The following is a 16,474-nucleotide window of genomic DNA, read 5'->3' as shown; positions in this document are numbered from 1 at the left end:
CTCTTGAAGAACAACAAAACGGCCAAGGTGGGCGTGAAGAACAAGCGGCTAAAAGCGGGGCGGAACGACGCCTATCTGCTGGAAGTGTTGCTGGCGACGTGATTTATGGTGCGATCGCCGTGGCTACTGGCCCACGACATCGTATTGCCCGGTGGAGGGCAATTCGGCGCGAAGGTTCATGGTACTCGGTTGGGGGCTGGGCGGAAATCCCTGGATGGTGGCGCGTAAAGTGTTGCCGGGTACGCGGTTCTTGCCGGTTGGTGCGGTGGATCAGCGGGCTGGATCAGCGGACCGGCGCCGGGGCGGTTTCTGGCGTGTGGCGGTAGTGCTCGATCGCTTGTTGCGGGTTCAGGTTGAAGATCGTGCGGCCGTCGGTCATCCAGGCGCCGTCGACGTAGGAGAAGAGGGCGGTGGCGGCTCGTAGGTTGGAGACGGCCTCGACATCTTCCATGTCGCCGCCGGCGATCGCCTCGAAACTGATGGTGACGCCGACGAAGGCCCGTAGTTGGTCGTTGGCGGGGTCGCGGGCAAATTGGACCTCCGACTGGAAATCGCAGTTCTTCCAGATCAGCCCGCGGGGGCGGCCGGATTGGCTGGCGATCGTCTCGAACTTCGCTTCGAGAAACTCGCGTCGCATGGTGAATTGCTGGCGGGCCGACACAAAATCGACGCGGGCATGCCTGCTCTGACTGCGGCGGCGCAGCCAGATTCCCAGGGCGATGGCGGCGACGCCGATCACCGCGAGACCGCAGGCAAGATAAAGAGAGGCGGCATCCATCGGGCCACTTGCTCAGCTAATGCGCCAAGGGGAAACACATGATCCTTTGATTTTACTGACGCAGAGCGCAGAAAATCAACCATTTGGCGGTAAACTGAAGGGCAGCAAACTAGTTTTGATGCGTAAGTCCCGTATTCTCGTCGACTTCGCTCGATTCTCCTCTCCACGTGGCTGTTCATGACGATCTCTCTCCATTGTCCCCATTGCCGCTGCTTGCTCGAACTGGATGGTTCGCCGAGCGGCAATATCTGCTGTCCGGCATGCGGGGAACAATTTCGCGCCGATGACCAGGATCAGGCGCCTTTGGCGGCGGCGGTCGCGTCGGTGCGGATTCCGGAAGGACGGACGTATGGACCGATGCCGGTCGATCAACTGGAGGAGTGGGTCTGTCAGGGACGCATTGACGATAAATGCGATGTGCAGCTGACGCCAGACGGACCGTGGCAAGGGGCGGCGGCCGCGTTTCCAGCGTTGCGACTGCCGCCAGCGGTAAGCGCCGGCAACCCGTTTAAGGCGGCGCCCCAGGTACTTGCGCAGGCCGCGAAAGGTCCGCGGCTATCCGAACGTGGCGTGATGATCGTGCTATTTGGCGTCTTGGGGTGGGTTGGCTGCCCGGTGTTCGCCGTCATGGCTTGGGGAATGGGCGCCGCCGATCTTGAGGCGCATCGCCAGGGGCGACTCGATGCGCGGTCGGCGCTGATCACGCAGATTGGCTACTTCCTGGGCGTCTTCGGCGCAACTACCTGGGCGACGTTGATCATGGGAATGGTGCTGATGATTCTATTTCATCAGCTCTTGATCTAGCTGCCTGTTGAAAAATGCCCTCGTGGCATTTTCCAACCTCGCCAGGCTCAGAGCATAGCTCTTCGCGGCTCGCAAAATAACGACTTACGTCGCTATTTTGGGATCGCATCCCTGCGATCCAGCAGCCCGTTGAGAAAATCAACGCACTGCTAGGGTCGGCCCGGAGTCGGAGAAGAACGTCATGAGAAAGAAGAGCCTCTTAGAGCGAAAGGCGCTCGAACGCTCTGACATTGTCGCCAACAGCCAAATGAATCGTCGGCGTGGGCTGACTGACGCGAACAGTTACCAGCGCGAACTTGGTTGCGATCCGGTTGATATTCTCCGCGACGTTTGTCGGCAACATGGTCATGCCGCGTGGTTGGATCTGTGCTGCGGTTCAGGCAAAGCGTTGATCGAAGCGGCTGCCATCGCCAAGGAAGAGTCGCTATTGCTGAAGATCGTTGGCATCGATCTGGTGGACATGTTTGACGCCCGGTGCGAGCAGGAGGGATTGCAACTGATCGCGGCATCGGTCGACGATTATCAACCGGCCTTGCCGTTTGATCTGATCACATCCGTGCATGGCTTGCACTACTTGGGGGACAAGCTAGGCGTTATCGCGAAGGCGGCCCGGTGGTTGACGTCAGGCGGTCGATTCGTCGCGAATCTTGACGCCAAGAATCTGCGACTGGAGGGACGGCGGACGTCGAATCTGATTTTCAAGTATCTGCGCACGGCGGGTTTTCAATACTCACCACGTATGAAGCGACTCGAACTGCAGGGCCCCTGTGAGCTGGATTTGCCTCTGGCGTATCTGGGAGCGGATGATTCCGCCGGACCGAATTATACGGGACAAGCGGCGGTCGATTCGTATTACACATCCAGGAAAGACGCTGGCCGAGATCCAAGTCGCTAGGGTGTCGGAATCGCGGCTGAAAGGGTAGATTTGGAAGTTTGCCCCGCATCCGCGCTCATTAGAGCGGTTTTCTTCAATCTTTAGCGTTGTGGCTGGTTGCGGCCGCGCTGGTCGGCGTTGACCTGCATCGACGAATCTTGAGGATTCGCCTGCTTCGGTCGCCTTGACCAGCTTGCCTCACCAACGCCAGAAACGCTACAGCTATCAGAAAAACGCTCTAGACGAAGAACGCAAGTCGCCGTTTGCGTTGAAGCTAACAGGAAAAGGATTAGCGCCATGCCCATTTTCGGAGCCCACATGTCGATTGCCGGTGGCTATTACAAAGCCGTCAACGCCGCTGCGGACGAGGCGATGGGGTGCGTGCAGTTATTCACCAAGAATAACAACCAGTGGCGGGCCAAGGATATTACCGACAAAGACGTCAAGCTATTCAAAGACGCTTTGGCGGAGAAGAAGATCGGGCATCCGCTGTCGCACGCGTCTTACCTGATCAACATGGGCTCGCCGAAAACCGAGCTGTGGGAGAAGTCGCGCGATGCGATGATCGTCGAACTGCAGCGGGCCGACATGCTGGGGATTCCGTATGTCGTCGTGCACCCTGGCGCTTTCGTCGACAGCTGCGAAGAAGAGGGGATCGCGGCGATTATCAAGGCGCTCGACGAGGTGATCGCCGCGACGGCCGATCTTGATTCGATCTGTCTGTTGGAAACGACGGCAGGGCAGGGGAGCTGCCTGGGGCACAAGTTTGAGCATATCGCCGCGATGTTGGATGGCGTTAAGCAGCGCGATCGCGTCGCGGTTTGTCTTGATACCTGTCACATCTTTGCGGCCGGGTATCCGCTGGGGACGAAGCAGGAATACGAAGCGACCTGGAAGCAGTTTGAAGAGCTGATCGGGCTCGACAAGTTGAAGGCGATTCATTTGAACGACAGCAAGAAACCGCTCGGTTCGCGCGTCGATCGGCATGAACATATCGGCCAGGGTTGTCTGGGCGAAGAGCCGTTTCGGCTGCTGGTCAACGACGCCCGCTTTCAGAATATGCCGATGTATCTGGAGACGCCGAAGGGAGAAGAAAAGGGAGAGACGTTCGACTCCCGCAATCTGGCGACCCTCCAGTGGTTGATGAAAGCATAAACGCTCGCCTGCGCTTTGGCGGTATCGTACCCCCGATGTGATGGCGTTTGATGAAGCGATGATGAAGTCTCGGAAATCTCTTCATCGGCTGCGCCAAACACGCGCCGAATCTTAAAGAACGAGCGATATGATCAGCCGGCAATGGGCTGGAATTCTTCGTGACGAAGGCGATTGGCGGCGGTTGGGGGACTGCTCCAGATGAACTATCGTTGTCCGCTTTGTGAGACCATGGGCGTGGTGCCGAACGAGGCGCGCGGTCATGAGGTTCTCTGTCTAAAATGCCGGCGCAGCTTTTTCATTCCCGACAAAAGCGTCGAAGAACGGATGAAGCTAGGCGTCTTGTTCGCCGCGCGTCGTAATGACGGCGAGGTGATCCGCGAGTTCGCCAGAGAAGAGGGGGAACTCGATGTGCAGGCGCCCAAAGATGGGCACACGCCGCTGCACATCGCCAGTTTGCATGGCAAGCTGCATGCCCTGCAAGAGTTGTTGGTCGGCGGTGCGAAGCTCGAGATTCGAGCGACGCGGACGATGCAAACTCCGCTGCTGTACGCCGTACGCGAAGGGCACGCCGAGGCGACTTCGATGCTGCTCAACAAAGGGGCGAATCTGCATACGCAGGATCCCGACGGCTGCGGCGTGCTGCACTGGGCGGCGCGGAAGGGATTTTTAGACGTCGCGCAAGTGCTGGTCAAAGCAGGCGCCGACCTCGACATGAACAACGCCAACGGACTCCGCCCGCTGCAGTTCGCTGTCGCCTATCATCATCCAGAGGTCCGCGATTTTTTGGTCGCCGCCGAACGAGCCGCCGGCTTTATGCAGCGGCAATTGAACAAGGGAAGCAAGAACGAAACGATGAATCGCGTCTTGTTCGGCATTGGATCGAAAAAGAAGAACGGTTAGCAGTCCGTTGATTTTCTCGACGGACTGCGTGATCGCATGGATGCGAGCCGCGAAGAGCTACGCTCTGAGCCTGGCGAGGTTGGAAAATGCCACGATGGCATTTTCCAACAGGCAGTTAGTGGAACGGGGGGGCTTGCAGCGGATCGGCCAAGCGGACGATCAGCAGGTCGGCCAAGTCGTGATCCAATTTCAGCTGTTCGCCGTTCGGCAGATGAAACGTCCAGATCGTGTCGTCCGCTTCCCGCGGTCCTGCAACGATCATATCGCCGACCGCGACCTCGTCCGTATTCAGGTCGTCAAGAATCGCCGTGACTGCGGCGCGATGGCCGTCACGCAACAGGCTCGCCTTCACTTCGGCGCCCGGGACCAGGTCGACGAAGTCTTCCGGGATTTCCTGTCCATGTGGATCGCGGATCGGGTGTCCTAATCGATCATCGAGATAGTCGACCGTCGCTTCGTCGTTCAAGTGTTCCAGCAGGTGGGCGCGGTCGTGGAGCGAGTCTTCCGGCATGCCGACGCGCTGCAGATAGGTTTCCCAGATGCGGTGTGCCCGCATCAATCGCCGCGCTTCCAATTGCCCCGCTTCGGTCAGGATATAGCCATCAGGCGTTTTGTCGAGCAGCGCCAAAGACAGCATCCGCTGTAATACGCGACGCAGAACCGAGGGATGGGCGTGCACATAAGCCCGAATCGTCTCGAACCGCGTTGCGTGCGTTTCATCACGGCGCAAACAGCCGAGGACATCTTCCAGAATGTGTTGTGGGGCCTGACGCCAGCGGCGGATCGTGCCTGCCAACAGTCCGTTATGGGGCGCCAGAATCAGGATCGCCATGAACTGCACCGTCCCCGCCATGACGATCGAAGAACCGGCGCCAATGTTGAACCAGGCCGATGCGTAAATCCCAAGTACCACGCTACTGACGCCGAGCGCCGCCGACAGCATCAACATTCGCGACAACCGATCGCACAGCAGATAGGCGGCGGCCGCCGGCGTGATCAATAGGCCGACCACCTGAATGATGCCGACGATCGAAACGGCCGAAACGACCACCAGCGAAGTGCAGGCAGTCAGAAGGTAGCCAACCAGCGTTGCCGAAACGCCAACCGACGCCGCCATGATTGGGTCAAAGCTGGTCAGTTGCAGCTGGCGGTAAAACAAGATCACGACAAACAGCACGATCGCGGTGACGGTTCCCATCATCCACAGTCGCTGCGAGTCGACCACCAGGACGTCTCCCATCACCATGTGCATCAGATCGACGTGGATCTCGCTGGAGAAAACGCTCGCCATCGCGCCGCCGAAGGCAAAAATGCCGGTGTACATGATTCCGATCGCGGTGTCGTCTTTCACGCGTGAAGCGCGAGAGACGAAGCCGATCAGCAGCACGGTTACAAAACCGCTGAGCAACGCGCCCAGGATCATCGCGCCAAAGTGCGCTTCTTCGCCGGCGATCACTTTCATGACCAGATAGCCGCCGACGACGCCGGCCAACATCGAGTGCGAGATTGCATCCCCTAGAAACGCCATCCGCCGCAAGACGATAAAGCAGCCGATCATTGCTGAGGCGATCGCGACCAACGAACCGGCGAACATCGCACGCAACAAATAACCGCCGGAAGCGAGCGGCTCGACAAAGAGATCGTACAGAAAGTTCATCGCGTCCCTCCGGTCGAAACGTCGCGGAGGTGCTCGAACGCCCTTAGCGATCCTTCGTAAACTTCCGACAGCAGTTCTGGCTGCAGCACTTGTTGCGGCGAGCCAAACGCGAACAGCCGCTGTTTGATCAAGAGTAGTGCGTCAAAGTACTCGGCCGCCGTCGCCAGGTCGTGATGTACGACGATCAGCGTGCGACCGGCCCCTTTGGTGCTGTCGAGCACTTCAAGCAGCGCCCGTTCGGTGGCCGCGTCAACGCCGGCGAACGGTTCGTCGAGCAGCAGAATGTCGGCGCCTTGGGCAAGGGCCCGGGCCATAAAGACCCGCTGTTGCTGCCCGCCCGAGAGCTGGCCAATTTGCCGGCGGCGGAACTTCGTCATGCGGACCGTTTCCAGCGCGTCGTCGACCGCCAGGCGATCATCGTGCGACGGTCCCCAGGCCCACCACGGGATCTGTCCATAGCGTCCCATCATCACGACTTGTTCGACCGTGACCGGAAAGTCCCAGTCGACGGCGCCCCGCTGCGGAACGTAAGCGACTCGTTTGCGGGCCTTTTCGCTCGGCACGCCGAACAGACGAACTTCCCCCAGATCAGGCTTCACGAAACCGAGGATTGACTTGATCAAGGTCGACTTGCCGGAACCGTTCGGCCCGATCACGCCGACCAACTGTCCCGGTTCGATCTGAAACGAAATATCAAGCAACACCGGCGCCGGGCCATAGCTGACGGTCAGGTGGTCGACTTGCACCGCTGGCGGTGGGCCGTTGCGTCTGGGAGGGGCGATCATGGCGCGTCTCCTGCGACCGGCGTTTCGATCGTTGAGAAATTGGCGACGCCAGAAAGTTGCGTCGATCCGGCTGGCGCCCAGACGAAACGTTCGGCTAGCGGCTCGTGACGCTCGCTGGAGTAGATCGCCACTTTGGCGAATAGCGGCGGCCCCGGATTCTGCGGCGTCGCTTCGATCAGAAATTCATTGCGGCCATGGACCACATCGCCAATGTCGGCGACCTCCACCTTTTGACCCGCCGCGACCGGCTTGTCGGTTTGATAGATCGCTTCGCCAGCAAAGCGAATGGTCAGCGAACTGGAGTTGCTGAGGTCCGCAGCAAAACGATCGGGTCCCGCGTCGAACGACAGTTCCACTTCCAGGCGGAACGTGCCGGCGGCGGTTTCCAGCTGGTTGACGTCGAGCGCAGCGGCAGGCCGTGGTTGATCAAGACTTAAGTAAGCCTGAACCATCAGCAGGGCGATGGCCGCCGCCGCAAGTGCCGCAATGATACGCATGGCCGTCTATCTCAATCCCGACGCAATCGTTAAAACGTTCTCGCGCATCATGCCGAAGTAGGTTTCGCCGGCCGAACCGGCGGGGCCCATCGAGTCGGAATAGAGCTCGCCGCCGATAGAGACGCCGGCTTCGTCGGCGATCTGGCGAATCAGCTGCGGGCTGACCGAGGTTTCGACAAAGATGGAGCGGACGCCGAACTGGCGGATCGAGTTGACCGTCTCGCTGCGTCGCTCGGGCGTGACGCCGCCGCCAACTTCCGATCCGGTTGACCAACCGACCGGCGTGGCCGCTTTGAACTGATAGTCGCGACAGAAGTAGTTGAACGCATCATGACTGGTGACCAGGATCCGTTTTTCGACCGGAATCACGTTCAGTTGCCGGCGAATCCAACCGTCAAGCGTGCGCAGCTGATCGAGGTAAAGCTGAGCTCGGGCATGGTACTCGTCACGATGTTTGGGATCTTGCTCGCTAACGGCGTCCCGAATGTTTCGCACATAAACGGCCGCATTGGCGGGCGAGAACCAGGCATGCGGATCGTGCGCCGCGCCGCCGGGGATTTCGAGCGGGGTCGCGCCGGTGACGCAGCTGGTGATCGGTTTTTTGGCGTTCTCGGCCAGTTTGCGCATCCAGTCGGCGCCTTCCAGGTGCCAGCCATTGTCAAAGCAGAGCAGGGCCCGCGAAACCAGAGCCGCGTCATTCGGTTTGATTTCGTAGACGTGCGGATCTTGGCCGGCAGCCAGGATCGAACGGACTTCCATCCGGTCCCCCACGACCTGGCGAGCGAAATCGGCCACCTGCGTGGTGGAACATACGACCAACGGCTTTGGCTCGTCCGCTAAAACGAGTGAATACGACGTTAACGCCAACAGAATCGCCGCTGACGCAGAAAGCCCTCGCATTGTTTTTGATCCACAGAAAGGACTTTTTGATTCATCAAAAAGTATAGGAGGCGGTCGGCGACGGCGTCAATTCCTTTCTCGGGGAATTCCAGCGGGTTTCAGCGGAGGAATCGCTGTAATCGTCAGCCACAAAGGTAGTCTCGTCCGGGTGTGCTAGCGGGGTCGAAAATTGACCCCAGGGAGCGAGCGGGATAAATTGCTAGAACGCTTCGATGGACGATGACCGAGATGAATCCTCAAATTCGACGCTACGCTTCGACTGACGTAGTAGAGCCGGTGACTCTGACGTACTTCAAACGTTACCGAATGGAAATCGATCTGGCTGAGGTGCCGGCTCAGCCGATTTCGCCGCCGCCAAGGTATCGGTTTACCTCGTGGCGCGCCGATCTGGTGGCCGCGCATGCGACCAGCAAGTTCGAAAGCTTTCGCTGGGAAATCGACGCCAATGTCTTTCCCTGCTTGGGGGATCTCGAAGGTTGCCGGCGCCTGATGACCGAGATTTCGCATCGTGACGGATTCATCCCTGGCGCGACCTGGCTGGCCGAATACGAAGACAAGACGGCCGGCGTGATGATCCCGGTCGGCACCGTACAAGGAGTCGTCGACCGCTCGGGACTCGGCTCGATCCAAAATCTGGGCGTGGTGCCTGAACATCGCGGCGCCGGACTTGGCGGCAGCTTGCTGCTGAAAGCGCTACAGGGATTCTACGACGACGGTTTGCAGTACGCGTTTTTAGAAGTGACCGCCCAAAACGAAGGGGCGATTCGGTTGTATGAGCGCTTGGGCTTCCGAATTTCCCGCACCGTCTATAAAGCCGTCGAGGCGGCCTGTTCCTAGCGCCGGAGCAGGGTTTGCCGTCGGCGAGGCCGCCAATGACGAATGTCTAACTGCCTGTTGAAAAATGCCATCGTGGCATTTTTCGACCTCGCCAGGCTCAGAGCGTAACTCTTCGCGGCTCGCAAAATAACGACTTACGTCGCTATTTTGGGATCGCATCCCTGCGATCACGCAGTCCATCGAGAAAATCAACGGACTGCTGAGGCCAAATGTCGAATGAAGAGTCAAATTCTCCGGCATTGGACATTCGTGCTTAGACATTTGACATTTCCGCCAACCGCGTCTTTTCCCACTCCAGGTTGTCCAATTCCCAGGTTCCGTCTCTAATATGGGGCTTGTTTTCCCTGTCCCGCGGAATGCGTATGACTTCGAGCGATTCGACCAAGATCCATCACGAAACCCTGGCCAACGGCATGACGCTGGTGGTCGAGCAAATGCCGTGGCTCGAGTCGGCCGCGTTCGCGTTGCTCACGCCTGCTGGTAGCGCCTCGGACAAGATGTCGGAACTGGGCGTCAGTAATCTGCTGTGCGACTGGGTGCAGCGCGGTTGCGGCAATCGCGACAGCCGGCGCTTTATCGAAGATCTTGATAATCTGGGGGTCTCGCGCGGCGCCGGAGTCTCGACTTCGCACACCAGCTTTGGCGGCGCTGTGCTGGCCGAGAATTTGACCCGCACGCTGGCCATCTACTCGGATCTGGTGCAAGAGCCGCATCTGCCGGAAGACGAGTTCGACGAGTCGCAGGCGGTTTGCCTGCAAGAGCTGCGTGCGCTGGAAGACGATCTCTATCAGCAGTCGATGCTGCAGCTTCGTAAGCAGATGTACCACGATCCGTGGGGCCGAGCATCGTATGGCGACGTGAAAAGCGTGACCGGCCTGACCGCCGCGACCGCGAAGTCCCACTTCGAGACGCATTATCGCCCCAACGGCACAATCCTGGCGATTGCCGGCAATGTCGACTGGCAAGCGACCCGCGACGACGTCGTTCGCTTGTTTGGCGAGTGGAAAGAGGCGAAAGAGCCGCTGATCGTCGAAACCCCGCCCGAAGGAATCTATCGTCACATCCCGTTCGAATCGAGCCAGACCCATATCGGCGTCGGCTTCCAGTCGATCCCGTATAGCCATGCCGACTACTTCCTGGCGCGGGCGGCGGTGGGCGTGCTGAGCGACGGGATGAGCTCGCGTCTGTTTACCGAAGTGCGTGAGAATCGCGGACTTTGTTACACCGTCTTCGCGACGATGCACACCTTGCTCGATCGGGGGAGCGTCCTCTGTTACTCCGGCACCAGTACCGAGCGGGCGCAAGAAACGCTCGACGTGTTGGTCGGCGAGTTGGTCCGGATCCGCGAAGGGATCGAAGAGAGCGAACTGACGCGGCTGAAGGCCCGCATCAAAAGCTCGCTGGTAATGCAGCAAGAGTCAAGTTCGTCGCGGGCGTCGTCGCTGGCCAGCGATTGGCGTCACTTGGGCCGGATTCGCACGGTGGACGAATTGACCTCGATCTTGGATGGTCTGAGCTGCGACGCCATTAACCGCTATTTGCAAGACAACCCGCCGCACGACTTTCGCTTCACGACGGTCGGCGCTGAGAAATTGGAGATTCCCGTTGCAGTTTCGTCATGAAGTTCTCGACAACGGTCTAGAGATCGTCGCCGAGATTAATCCCAACGCTTACTCTCTCGCTTCGGCGTTTTTCGTCAAAACGGGATCGCGCGACGAAACGCCTGAAATCGCCGGCGTCAGCCATTTTCTCGAGCACATGGTGTTCAAGGGAACGCCGGGCCGTTCGGCCTTCGACGTCAATCGCGAGCTTGACGAAATGGGCTCGCAGGCCAACGCCTATACCAGCGAAGAGCAGACCGTTTACTACGCCGTCGTCCTGCCAGAGCTGCAAGAGCAGGTGATCGACCTGCTGGCCGACATCATGCGGCCGTCGCTGCGCGTCGCCGACTTTGAGACCGAGAAGCAGGTGATCTTGGAAGAGATCATGAAGTACGACGACCAGCCTCCGTTTGGCGGTCACGAACGGATCATGGCCTCGTTCTTCGGCAAGCATCCGCTGGGGAACAGCGTGCTGGGCACGGCCGAAACGGTCGGCGCTTTGACGGCCGAGCAGATGATGCACTATTTTGAGCGCCGCTACAGCCCGCACAACATCGTCTTGGCGGCGTCGGGCCGGGTCGACTTTGACGCCCTGGTCGAACAAGCCAAGCGGCACTGCGGCGACTGGGAGCGATTCGATACGTCGCGTGATCTGTCCCGCCCGGTAGGTAACGACGGGTTTGAAGTTGTCTGCAAGGAGACCGCCGCCCAGCAGTACCTGATTCAATTGGCCTCTTGCCCCGCTTCGGAAGACGAAGATCGCTTTGCCGCACGCTTGTTGACGACGATCTTTGGGGACGACACCGGCAGTCGGCTCTTTTGGGCGCTGGTGGATCCGGGCCTGGCCGAGTTCGCATCGAGCGATCCGTACGAGTATCAATCAGCCGGCGTGTTTATGAATTATCTCTGTTGCAGCCCCGACGACGCGGCCAGCAACCTGGCGATCTTGAACGAAGAAGTCGCCAAGCTCGAGAAGGAGGGCGTCTCCCAGGCCGAACTGGATCAGGCAAAGAACAAGGTCTGTTCTAGCACCGTTCTGCGCAGCGAACGCCCCAGCAGCCGGTTGTTCTCGGTCGGCAATGGCTGGATTCAGCGGGGCAAGTATAGCACCGTCGCCGAGTCGGTCGCCGCCTACAAGAGCGTGACGCTGGATGACGTCCATGCCGTGCTGACGAAGTACCCGCTCTCGAAGGCCAATACGCTGGCGATCGGCCCATTGGCGGAACTGGCTCAATAATAACGGTAGCAAGTCTGGCACTAACCCGAGTGCGCAAGCCGAGGGAATGCGGATGGCGATCGTTATAAGGATCAGTGATAGTTTGCGGCTCGACTGAGTCGGGATACGCCCACGATCGACCCGCGCACATTCCCTCGGCTCGCGCCTCGGGTTAGTGTGTTGAAAGTCGGTACGTTACAGGTGTCTCGCCTTAGAACCGACAAGACCCGTTCTGCTGGAACGCGGCGCCAGCATTTCGCGCTGACCGCGCTCCTTTCTCTGGGCTTCTTGCCGCGGCGGCGGCGATAAACATCGCTAGCACGAAGCTTTGTTTCTTTCTGCGCGAGTGGTCATGGAGTCTTTCGCGATGGTTCTGTTTCGCCCTATCGCTTTGCTGTTGGCGTTTTCCTGTTTCGCCTTATCGGCCGGATCGGCGGAGGCTGGCTGGTCGTTTTTCGGCCGCTGGGTCGGCGAAGGGTGGTCCGACGGCTATCACTCGGTGGGGAGTCACTGGAACCAGGCGACGATTCGGTCGTCTCAGTATGGCGTTAGCACCGGCGAAGTTTACGTACCCGGTCAAATCGATCATTTGCCTCGCTTATGGCATTTGCCGCTGATGCCTCCGCCCACCGAAGCGATTCCGACCGACAATTGCCCCAGCTGCCGCCAGCCGGCGCTGCGAGCCATCCCGCACGATTCGGTCGAACCGCTGTTGGATCAACCCCCCGTGGTCGAGCCGGTTCCGGCCGTGTCGCCCACTCACGGGGCGTAGCTCCCTTGGCGGGAGATCTTTTGCTATACTGCGGCCGTTTCTTGCGCGGCCGCTTTTTGCTGCGCGAATGCCGACCTTCCTACCTCTAGCGCCGTAATCCGCATCATGAAGAGCATCAATAAACTGTTGGTGGCGAATCGTAGCGAGATCGCCATTCGCATCTGCCGTAGCGCCCACGAGTTGGGAATCCGCACGGTTGCGATGTATTCGTTTGAAGACCGCTTCGCACTGCATCGCTTCAAAGCGGACGAGGCCTACCAGATTGGTACGCAAGGCGAACCGGTCCGCGCCTACCTCGACATCGACAGCGTCATTCGCATCTGCCGCGAGCATAAGATCGACGCCGTTCACCCCGGCTACGGCTTCATGTCGGAGAACCCCGATCTGGCCCGCGCTTGCGAAGAAAACGGCATCATCTTCGTCGGACCGAGCGTCGACTGTCTCGAGCGTTTAGGGGACAAGACCGCGGCTCGCGCCATTGCCGAACAAGCCGGCGTACCGGTTCTCAGCGGTAGCCAGAAAGCGATCGCCAGTGCCGAAGAAGGTCGCACGCTGGCCGAGAAGCTCGGCTTCCCGATCATTTTGAAGGCGGCCAAAGGGGGCGGCGGTCGCGGGATGCGCGTCGTTCGTGAGGCGAAGGAATTTGACGCCTCGTTTGAGTCGGCCACCCGCGAATCGCAATCGGCGTTCGGCAGCCCCGACATCTTCATCGAAAAGTACATCGAGCAGGCTCGCCACATCGAAGTGCAGTTGATGGGGGATGCCCACGGCAACCTGGTCCACCTGTACGAGCGCGATTGCTCGGTGCAGCGGCGTCACCAGAAGGTGGTCGAGATCGCCCCGGCGCCCAACTTGCTTCCTGAGGTTCGCGCCGCGCTCTGCGAAGCGGCGATCAAGATCGGCAAGCAGGTCGGTTACCAGAACGCCGGCACGGTCGAGTTCCTGGTCGACAAGCAAACCAACCAGTACTACTTCATCGAAGTCAATCCGCGGATCCAGGTCGAACACACCGTCACCGAAGAAGTGACCGGCGTCGACGTCGTAAAGACGCAGATCCTGGTTGCTCAGGGAGAGCCGCTCAGCCATCCCGATATCGATCTGGCCGACCAAAGCAAGATTCAGACGGTCGGTTTCGCGCTACAATGTCGCGTAACGACCGAAGATCCGGCCAACGGCTTTCTGCCTGACTACGGCCGGGTCAGCCACTACCGTTCGGCCAGCGGCATGGGCATTCGCTTGGACGCCGGTAGTGCGTTCTCGGGCGCCGTCGTTCATCCCTACTATGACTCAATGCTGGTGAAGGTGAGCGCTCGCGGACGCAAGTTCACCGCTGCGGTCAAACGGATGGAGCGGGCCCTGCAAGAGTTCCGCGTTCGCGGCGTGAAAACGAACATTCCGTTCCTGATTCGCGTGATGTCGAACAAGACGTTCCTCGATGGCGACTGCACGACGCGGTTCATCGACGAAACGCCTGATCTGTTTAAATTGCTGGTCCGCCGCGATCGTGCGACCAAGCTGCTCACCTACTTGGGCGAAGTCGCCGTCAACGGCAACGAACTGGTCGAAGGTCGTCCGGTCGCGACGCGTCGTGATCCCGCGCCGCTGCCAGAATACAGCACCAAAGGCGATTCGCCGGCTGGGTTCCGCCAAAAGCTGCAAGAGCTGGGCGCCGCCAAGTTCGGTCAATGGATCCGCGAGCAAAAGCCGCTGCTGTTTACCGACACCACCTTCCGCGACGCGCATCAGTCGCTGTTGGCGACTCGCGTGCGTACCCGCGATCTAGTCAATATCGCCGAGGCTTACTCGCGACTCTGCCCACAGCTCTTCTCGCTCGAAATGTGGGGCGGCGCGACGTTCGACACCAGCATGCGATTTTTGAAAGAGTGCCCCTGGCGCCGTCTGACCGACATGCGCGAGAAGGCGCCCAACATGCTGTTCCAGATGTTGCTGCGGGCGTCCAACGCCGTCGGTTACACCAACTATCCGGACAACGTCGTCACCGCGTTTGTCGAAGAAGCGGCCCAGGCCGGCATCGACGTCTTCCGCGTGTTTGACGCGCTCAACTGGGCGCCCAACATGCAGATCGCGATGGAGGCGGTGCAAAAAACCGGCGCCATCTGCGAAGCGTCGATCTGCTACACCGGCGACATTTCGGATCCAAAGCGTGACAAGTACTCACTGCAGTACTATGTCGACCTAGCTAAGCAACTCGAGAAGATGGGCGCCCACATCCTGGCGATCAAGGACATGGCGGGGCTCTGCAAGCCTTTCGCCGCCGAGAAGCTGGTCAAAACGCTCAAAGCAGAAGTCGGCCTGCCCATTCACTTCCATACGCATGACACCGCCGGCACGCAGGCCGCTTCGATCTTCAAAGGCGCCGAAGTCGGGCTCGATATCGCCGACGCCGCGATGGCGCCTTGGTCGGGCGGAACCTCGCAGCCGAATCTCAATACGATGGTCGAGGCGCTACGGAATTCGGACCGCGACGGAAGCCTCGATACCGACGCCCTCGATGGCATCGCCGAATACTGGCGAGCCGTCCGTGAGTTCTACACGCCGTTTGAGGCGGTCGTGTTGCCGGCCAATGCCGACCTGTACCGTCACGAAATGCCGGGCGGTCAGTACACCAACCTGTTCCAGCAGGCCCGCGCTTTGGGCCTGGCCGATCAGTGGGCCGACGTCTGCAAGGTTTACGCCGACGTCAATCAACTGTTTGGCGACATCGTTAAAGTGACGCCGACCTCCAAAGCGGTTGGCGACATGGCGCTGTTCCTGGTGGCCAACAACATTTCGACCGCCGATGTGCTTGACCCGCAGCGGGAGCTCGCCTTCCCGGCATCGGTGAAAGACTTGATCGGCGGACGAATGGGGCAACCGCCGGGGGGCTTCCCGCCGGAAGTGCAGAAGCGGATCATGCGCGACGAGCCGATCATGACCGATCGCCCCGGCGCCGAGTTCTCGCCGGCCGATTTTGAGGCCGCCACCGAAACGGTGAAGAAAATGCTCGGTCGTGAGCCGCTTCGCCGCGAAGTCGTTTCGTATCTTCTCTACCCGAAGGTCTACGAAGATTTCGCCAAGCATGTGAAGAAGTATGGCGACCTCAGCACGTTGCCGACGCCTGCCTTCTTCTATTCGCAGTGTCCTGGCGAAGAGATTTCGGTCGACATCGAAGTTGGCAAGACGCTGATCATCAAGTTCCTGACGATCGGCGAGCCGCACGTCGATGGCGTTCGCGTCGCGTTCTTCGAGCTCAACGGTCAACCGCGCGAAGTCGAGATTCTCGACCGCAGCCTCGAGTCGGACGCCCCGAAACGGGTGCAAGCCGATCCGGACGATCCCAAGCAGGTCGGCGCCGCGATGCCGGGCATGGTGGTCATGGTCGCCGTCGAGGCGGACGAAAAAGTCGCCAAGGGCCAAAAGTTACTGTCGCTGGAAGCGATGAAGATGGAATCGACGATCTACAGTGAAGTCGAAGGGACGGTCGAACAGGTCGTCGTCAAACCAGGCAGCCAGGTGCAGACCGGCGACTTGTTGGTGAAGTTGTCGTAAGCGTTGAGCATGCCTTCAAAGTGGTTTGGCAGTTCAGCCGTAGGTTGGGTGCATCGCAGCGCTGGCCCAACAATGCGGTTGCAAGCAGAAGAAGGTGGGTTGCGCGAGCGATCAGCGTCGTTTGCGATGGAGCGTTTTTCTCGCTTGCT

At 59.6% G+C, this 16,474-nt stretch carries 14 protein-coding genes; 9 read left to right on the top strand and 5 right to left on the bottom strand.

Going from position 1 to position 16,474, the window contains the following annotated elements; translation table 11 throughout:
- Window positions 1–283: 283 nt before the first annotated feature.
- Window positions 284–778, bottom strand: a complete 495-nt coding sequence (locus Enr8_RS25125; protein WP_146437151.1) for a hypothetical protein — start codon at window positions 776–778, stop codon at window positions 284–286.
- A gap of 177 nt (window positions 779–955) precedes the next feature.
- Between Enr8_RS25125 and Enr8_RS25120 the strand changes: the two genes are divergently transcribed.
- From Enr8_RS25120 to Enr8_RS25105, 4 genes are all read left to right on the top strand, one after another.
- Window positions 956–1,582 carry a hypothetical protein gene (locus Enr8_RS25120; protein WP_146437149.1) on the top strand — a complete coding sequence of 209 codons (627 nt, stop codon included), beginning with the start codon at window positions 956–958 and terminating at the stop codon, window positions 1,580–1,582.
- 181 nt (window positions 1,583–1,763) lie between these two features.
- A complete protein-coding gene (locus tag Enr8_RS25115) occupies window positions 1,764–2,477 on the top strand; it encodes a class I SAM-dependent methyltransferase (RefSeq protein WP_146437146.1) in 714 nt (237 codons plus the stop codon).
- 276 nt (window positions 2,478–2,753) lie between these two features.
- Complete coding sequence (locus tag Enr8_RS25110) at window positions 2,754–3,611, top strand: deoxyribonuclease IV (protein ID WP_246120259.1); 858 nt, start codon at window positions 2,754–2,756, stop codon at window positions 3,609–3,611.
- Window positions 3,612–3,809: 198 nt separating this feature from the next.
- On the top strand, window positions 3,810–4,511 hold the full coding sequence (locus tag Enr8_RS25105; RefSeq protein ID WP_146437144.1) for an ankyrin repeat domain-containing protein: 702 nt from the start codon (window positions 3,810–3,812) through the stop codon (window positions 4,509–4,511).
- A 115-nt stretch (window positions 4,512–4,626) separates the two neighbouring features.
- On the opposite strand, the gene Enr8_RS25100 is transcribed toward Enr8_RS25105, so the two are convergent.
- Genes Enr8_RS25100 through Enr8_RS25085 form a run of 4 tightly spaced genes read right to left on the bottom strand, consistent with a single transcriptional unit; the run spans window position 4,627 to window position 8,350 of the window.
- Window positions 4,627–6,168 carry a metal ABC transporter permease gene (locus Enr8_RS25100; RefSeq protein WP_146437142.1) on the bottom strand — a complete coding sequence of 514 codons (1,542 nt, stop codon included), beginning with the start codon at window positions 6,166–6,168 and terminating at the stop codon, window positions 4,627–4,629.
- Window positions 6,165–6,953 carry a metal ABC transporter ATP-binding protein gene (locus tag Enr8_RS25095; protein WP_146437140.1) on the bottom strand — a complete coding sequence of 263 codons (789 nt, stop codon included), beginning with the start codon at window positions 6,951–6,953 and terminating at the stop codon, window positions 6,165–6,167. Before Enr8_RS25095 ends, Enr8_RS25100 begins: the two co-directional genes overlap by 4 nt.
- On the bottom strand, window positions 6,950–7,450 hold the full coding sequence (locus Enr8_RS25090; protein WP_146437137.1) for a hypothetical protein: 501 nt from the start codon (window positions 7,448–7,450) through the stop codon (window positions 6,950–6,952). The genes Enr8_RS25095 and Enr8_RS25090 overlap by 4 nt, the downstream gene beginning before the upstream one ends.
- Before the next feature lie 6 nt (window positions 7,451–7,456).
- A complete protein-coding gene (locus Enr8_RS25085; RefSeq protein WP_146437135.1) occupies window positions 7,457–8,350 on the bottom strand; it encodes a metal ABC transporter solute-binding protein, Zn/Mn family in 894 nt (297 codons plus the stop codon).
- 228 nt (window positions 8,351–8,578) lie between these two features.
- On the opposite strand from Enr8_RS25085, the gene Enr8_RS25080 reads away from it, so the two are divergent.
- The 5 genes from Enr8_RS25080 (at window position 8,579) to Enr8_RS25060 (ending at window position 16,325) form a co-directional block, all read left to right on the top strand.
- Complete coding sequence (locus Enr8_RS25080; protein ID WP_186767886.1) at window positions 8,579–9,187, top strand: GNAT family N-acetyltransferase; 609 nt, start codon at window positions 8,579–8,581, stop codon at window positions 9,185–9,187.
- A gap of 362 nt (window positions 9,188–9,549) precedes the next feature.
- Window positions 9,550–10,809: a M16 family metallopeptidase gene (locus tag Enr8_RS25075; RefSeq protein ID WP_246120258.1), complete on the top strand. Its 1,260-nt coding sequence runs from the start codon at window positions 9,550–9,552 to the stop codon at window positions 10,807–10,809.
- Window positions 10,793–12,025: a M16 family metallopeptidase gene (locus Enr8_RS25070; protein WP_146437132.1), complete on the top strand. Its 1,233-nt coding sequence runs from the start codon at window positions 10,793–10,795 to the stop codon at window positions 12,023–12,025. The genes Enr8_RS25075 and Enr8_RS25070 overlap by 17 nt, the downstream gene beginning before the upstream one ends.
- Window positions 12,026–12,356: 331 nt before the next feature.
- Window positions 12,357–12,776 (top strand): hypothetical protein, encoded by a 420-nt coding sequence (locus Enr8_RS25065; protein ID WP_186767884.1) that lies wholly within the window; start codon window positions 12,357–12,359, stop codon window positions 12,774–12,776.
- Between the two features lie 105 nt (window positions 12,777–12,881).
- Window positions 12,882–16,325, top strand: coding sequence for a pyruvate carboxylase (locus tag Enr8_RS25060; RefSeq protein ID WP_146437128.1), 3,444 nt, complete (start codon window positions 12,882–12,884; stop codon window positions 16,323–16,325).
- Window positions 16,326–16,474 lie beyond the last annotated feature (149 nt).

The organism is Blastopirellula retiformator (genome assembly GCF_007859755.1).
Taxonomy (GTDB): Bacteria; Planctomycetota; Planctomycetia; order Pirellulales; family Pirellulaceae; genus Blastopirellula; species Blastopirellula retiformator.
This window is presented reverse-complemented; position numbering and strand designations above follow the sequence as displayed.

Bases quoted from the DNA above. Each gene is read 5' to 3' on its own strand.
- Enr8_RS25085 (WP_146437135.1), bottom strand. From the start codon at position 8,350: ATGCGAGGGCTTTCTGCGTCAGCGGCGATTCTGTTGGCGTTAACGTCG.
- Enr8_RS25120 (WP_146437149.1), top strand. From the start codon at position 956: ATGACGATCTCTCTCCATTGTCCCCATTGCCGCTGCTTGCTCGAACTG.
- Enr8_RS25110 (WP_246120259.1), top strand. From the start codon at position 2,754: ATGCCCATTTTCGGAGCCCACATGTCGATTGCCGGTGGCTATTACAAA.
- Enr8_RS25090 (WP_146437137.1), bottom strand. From the start codon at position 7,450: ATGCGTATCATTGCGGCACTTGCGGCGGCGGCCATCGCCCTGCTGATG.
- Enr8_RS25105 (WP_146437144.1), top strand. From the start codon at position 3,810: ATGAACTATCGTTGTCCGCTTTGTGAGACCATGGGCGTGGTGCCGAAC.
- Enr8_RS25060 (WP_146437128.1), top strand. From the start codon at position 12,882: ATGAAGAGCATCAATAAACTGTTGGTGGCGAATCGTAGCGAGATCGCC.
- Enr8_RS25100 (WP_146437142.1), bottom strand. From the start codon at position 6,168: ATGAACTTTCTGTACGATCTCTTTGTCGAGCCGCTCGCTTCCGGCGGT.
- Enr8_RS25125 (WP_146437151.1), bottom strand. From the start codon at position 778: ATGGATGCCGCCTCTCTTTATCTTGCCTGCGGTCTCGCGGTGATCGGC.
- Enr8_RS25115 (WP_146437146.1), top strand. From the start codon at position 1,764: ATGAGAAAGAAGAGCCTCTTAGAGCGAAAGGCGCTCGAACGCTCTGAC.
- Enr8_RS25095 (WP_146437140.1), bottom strand. From the start codon at position 6,953: ATGATCGCCCCTCCCAGACGCAACGGCCCACCGCCAGCGGTGCAAGTC.
- Enr8_RS25065 (WP_186767884.1), top strand. From the start codon at position 12,357: ATGGAGTCTTTCGCGATGGTTCTGTTTCGCCCTATCGCTTTGCTGTTG.
- Enr8_RS25080 (WP_186767886.1), top strand. From the start codon at position 8,579: ATGAATCCTCAAATTCGACGCTACGCTTCGACTGACGTAGTAGAGCCG.
- Enr8_RS25075 (WP_246120258.1), top strand. From the start codon at position 9,550: ATGACTTCGAGCGATTCGACCAAGATCCATCACGAAACCCTGGCCAAC.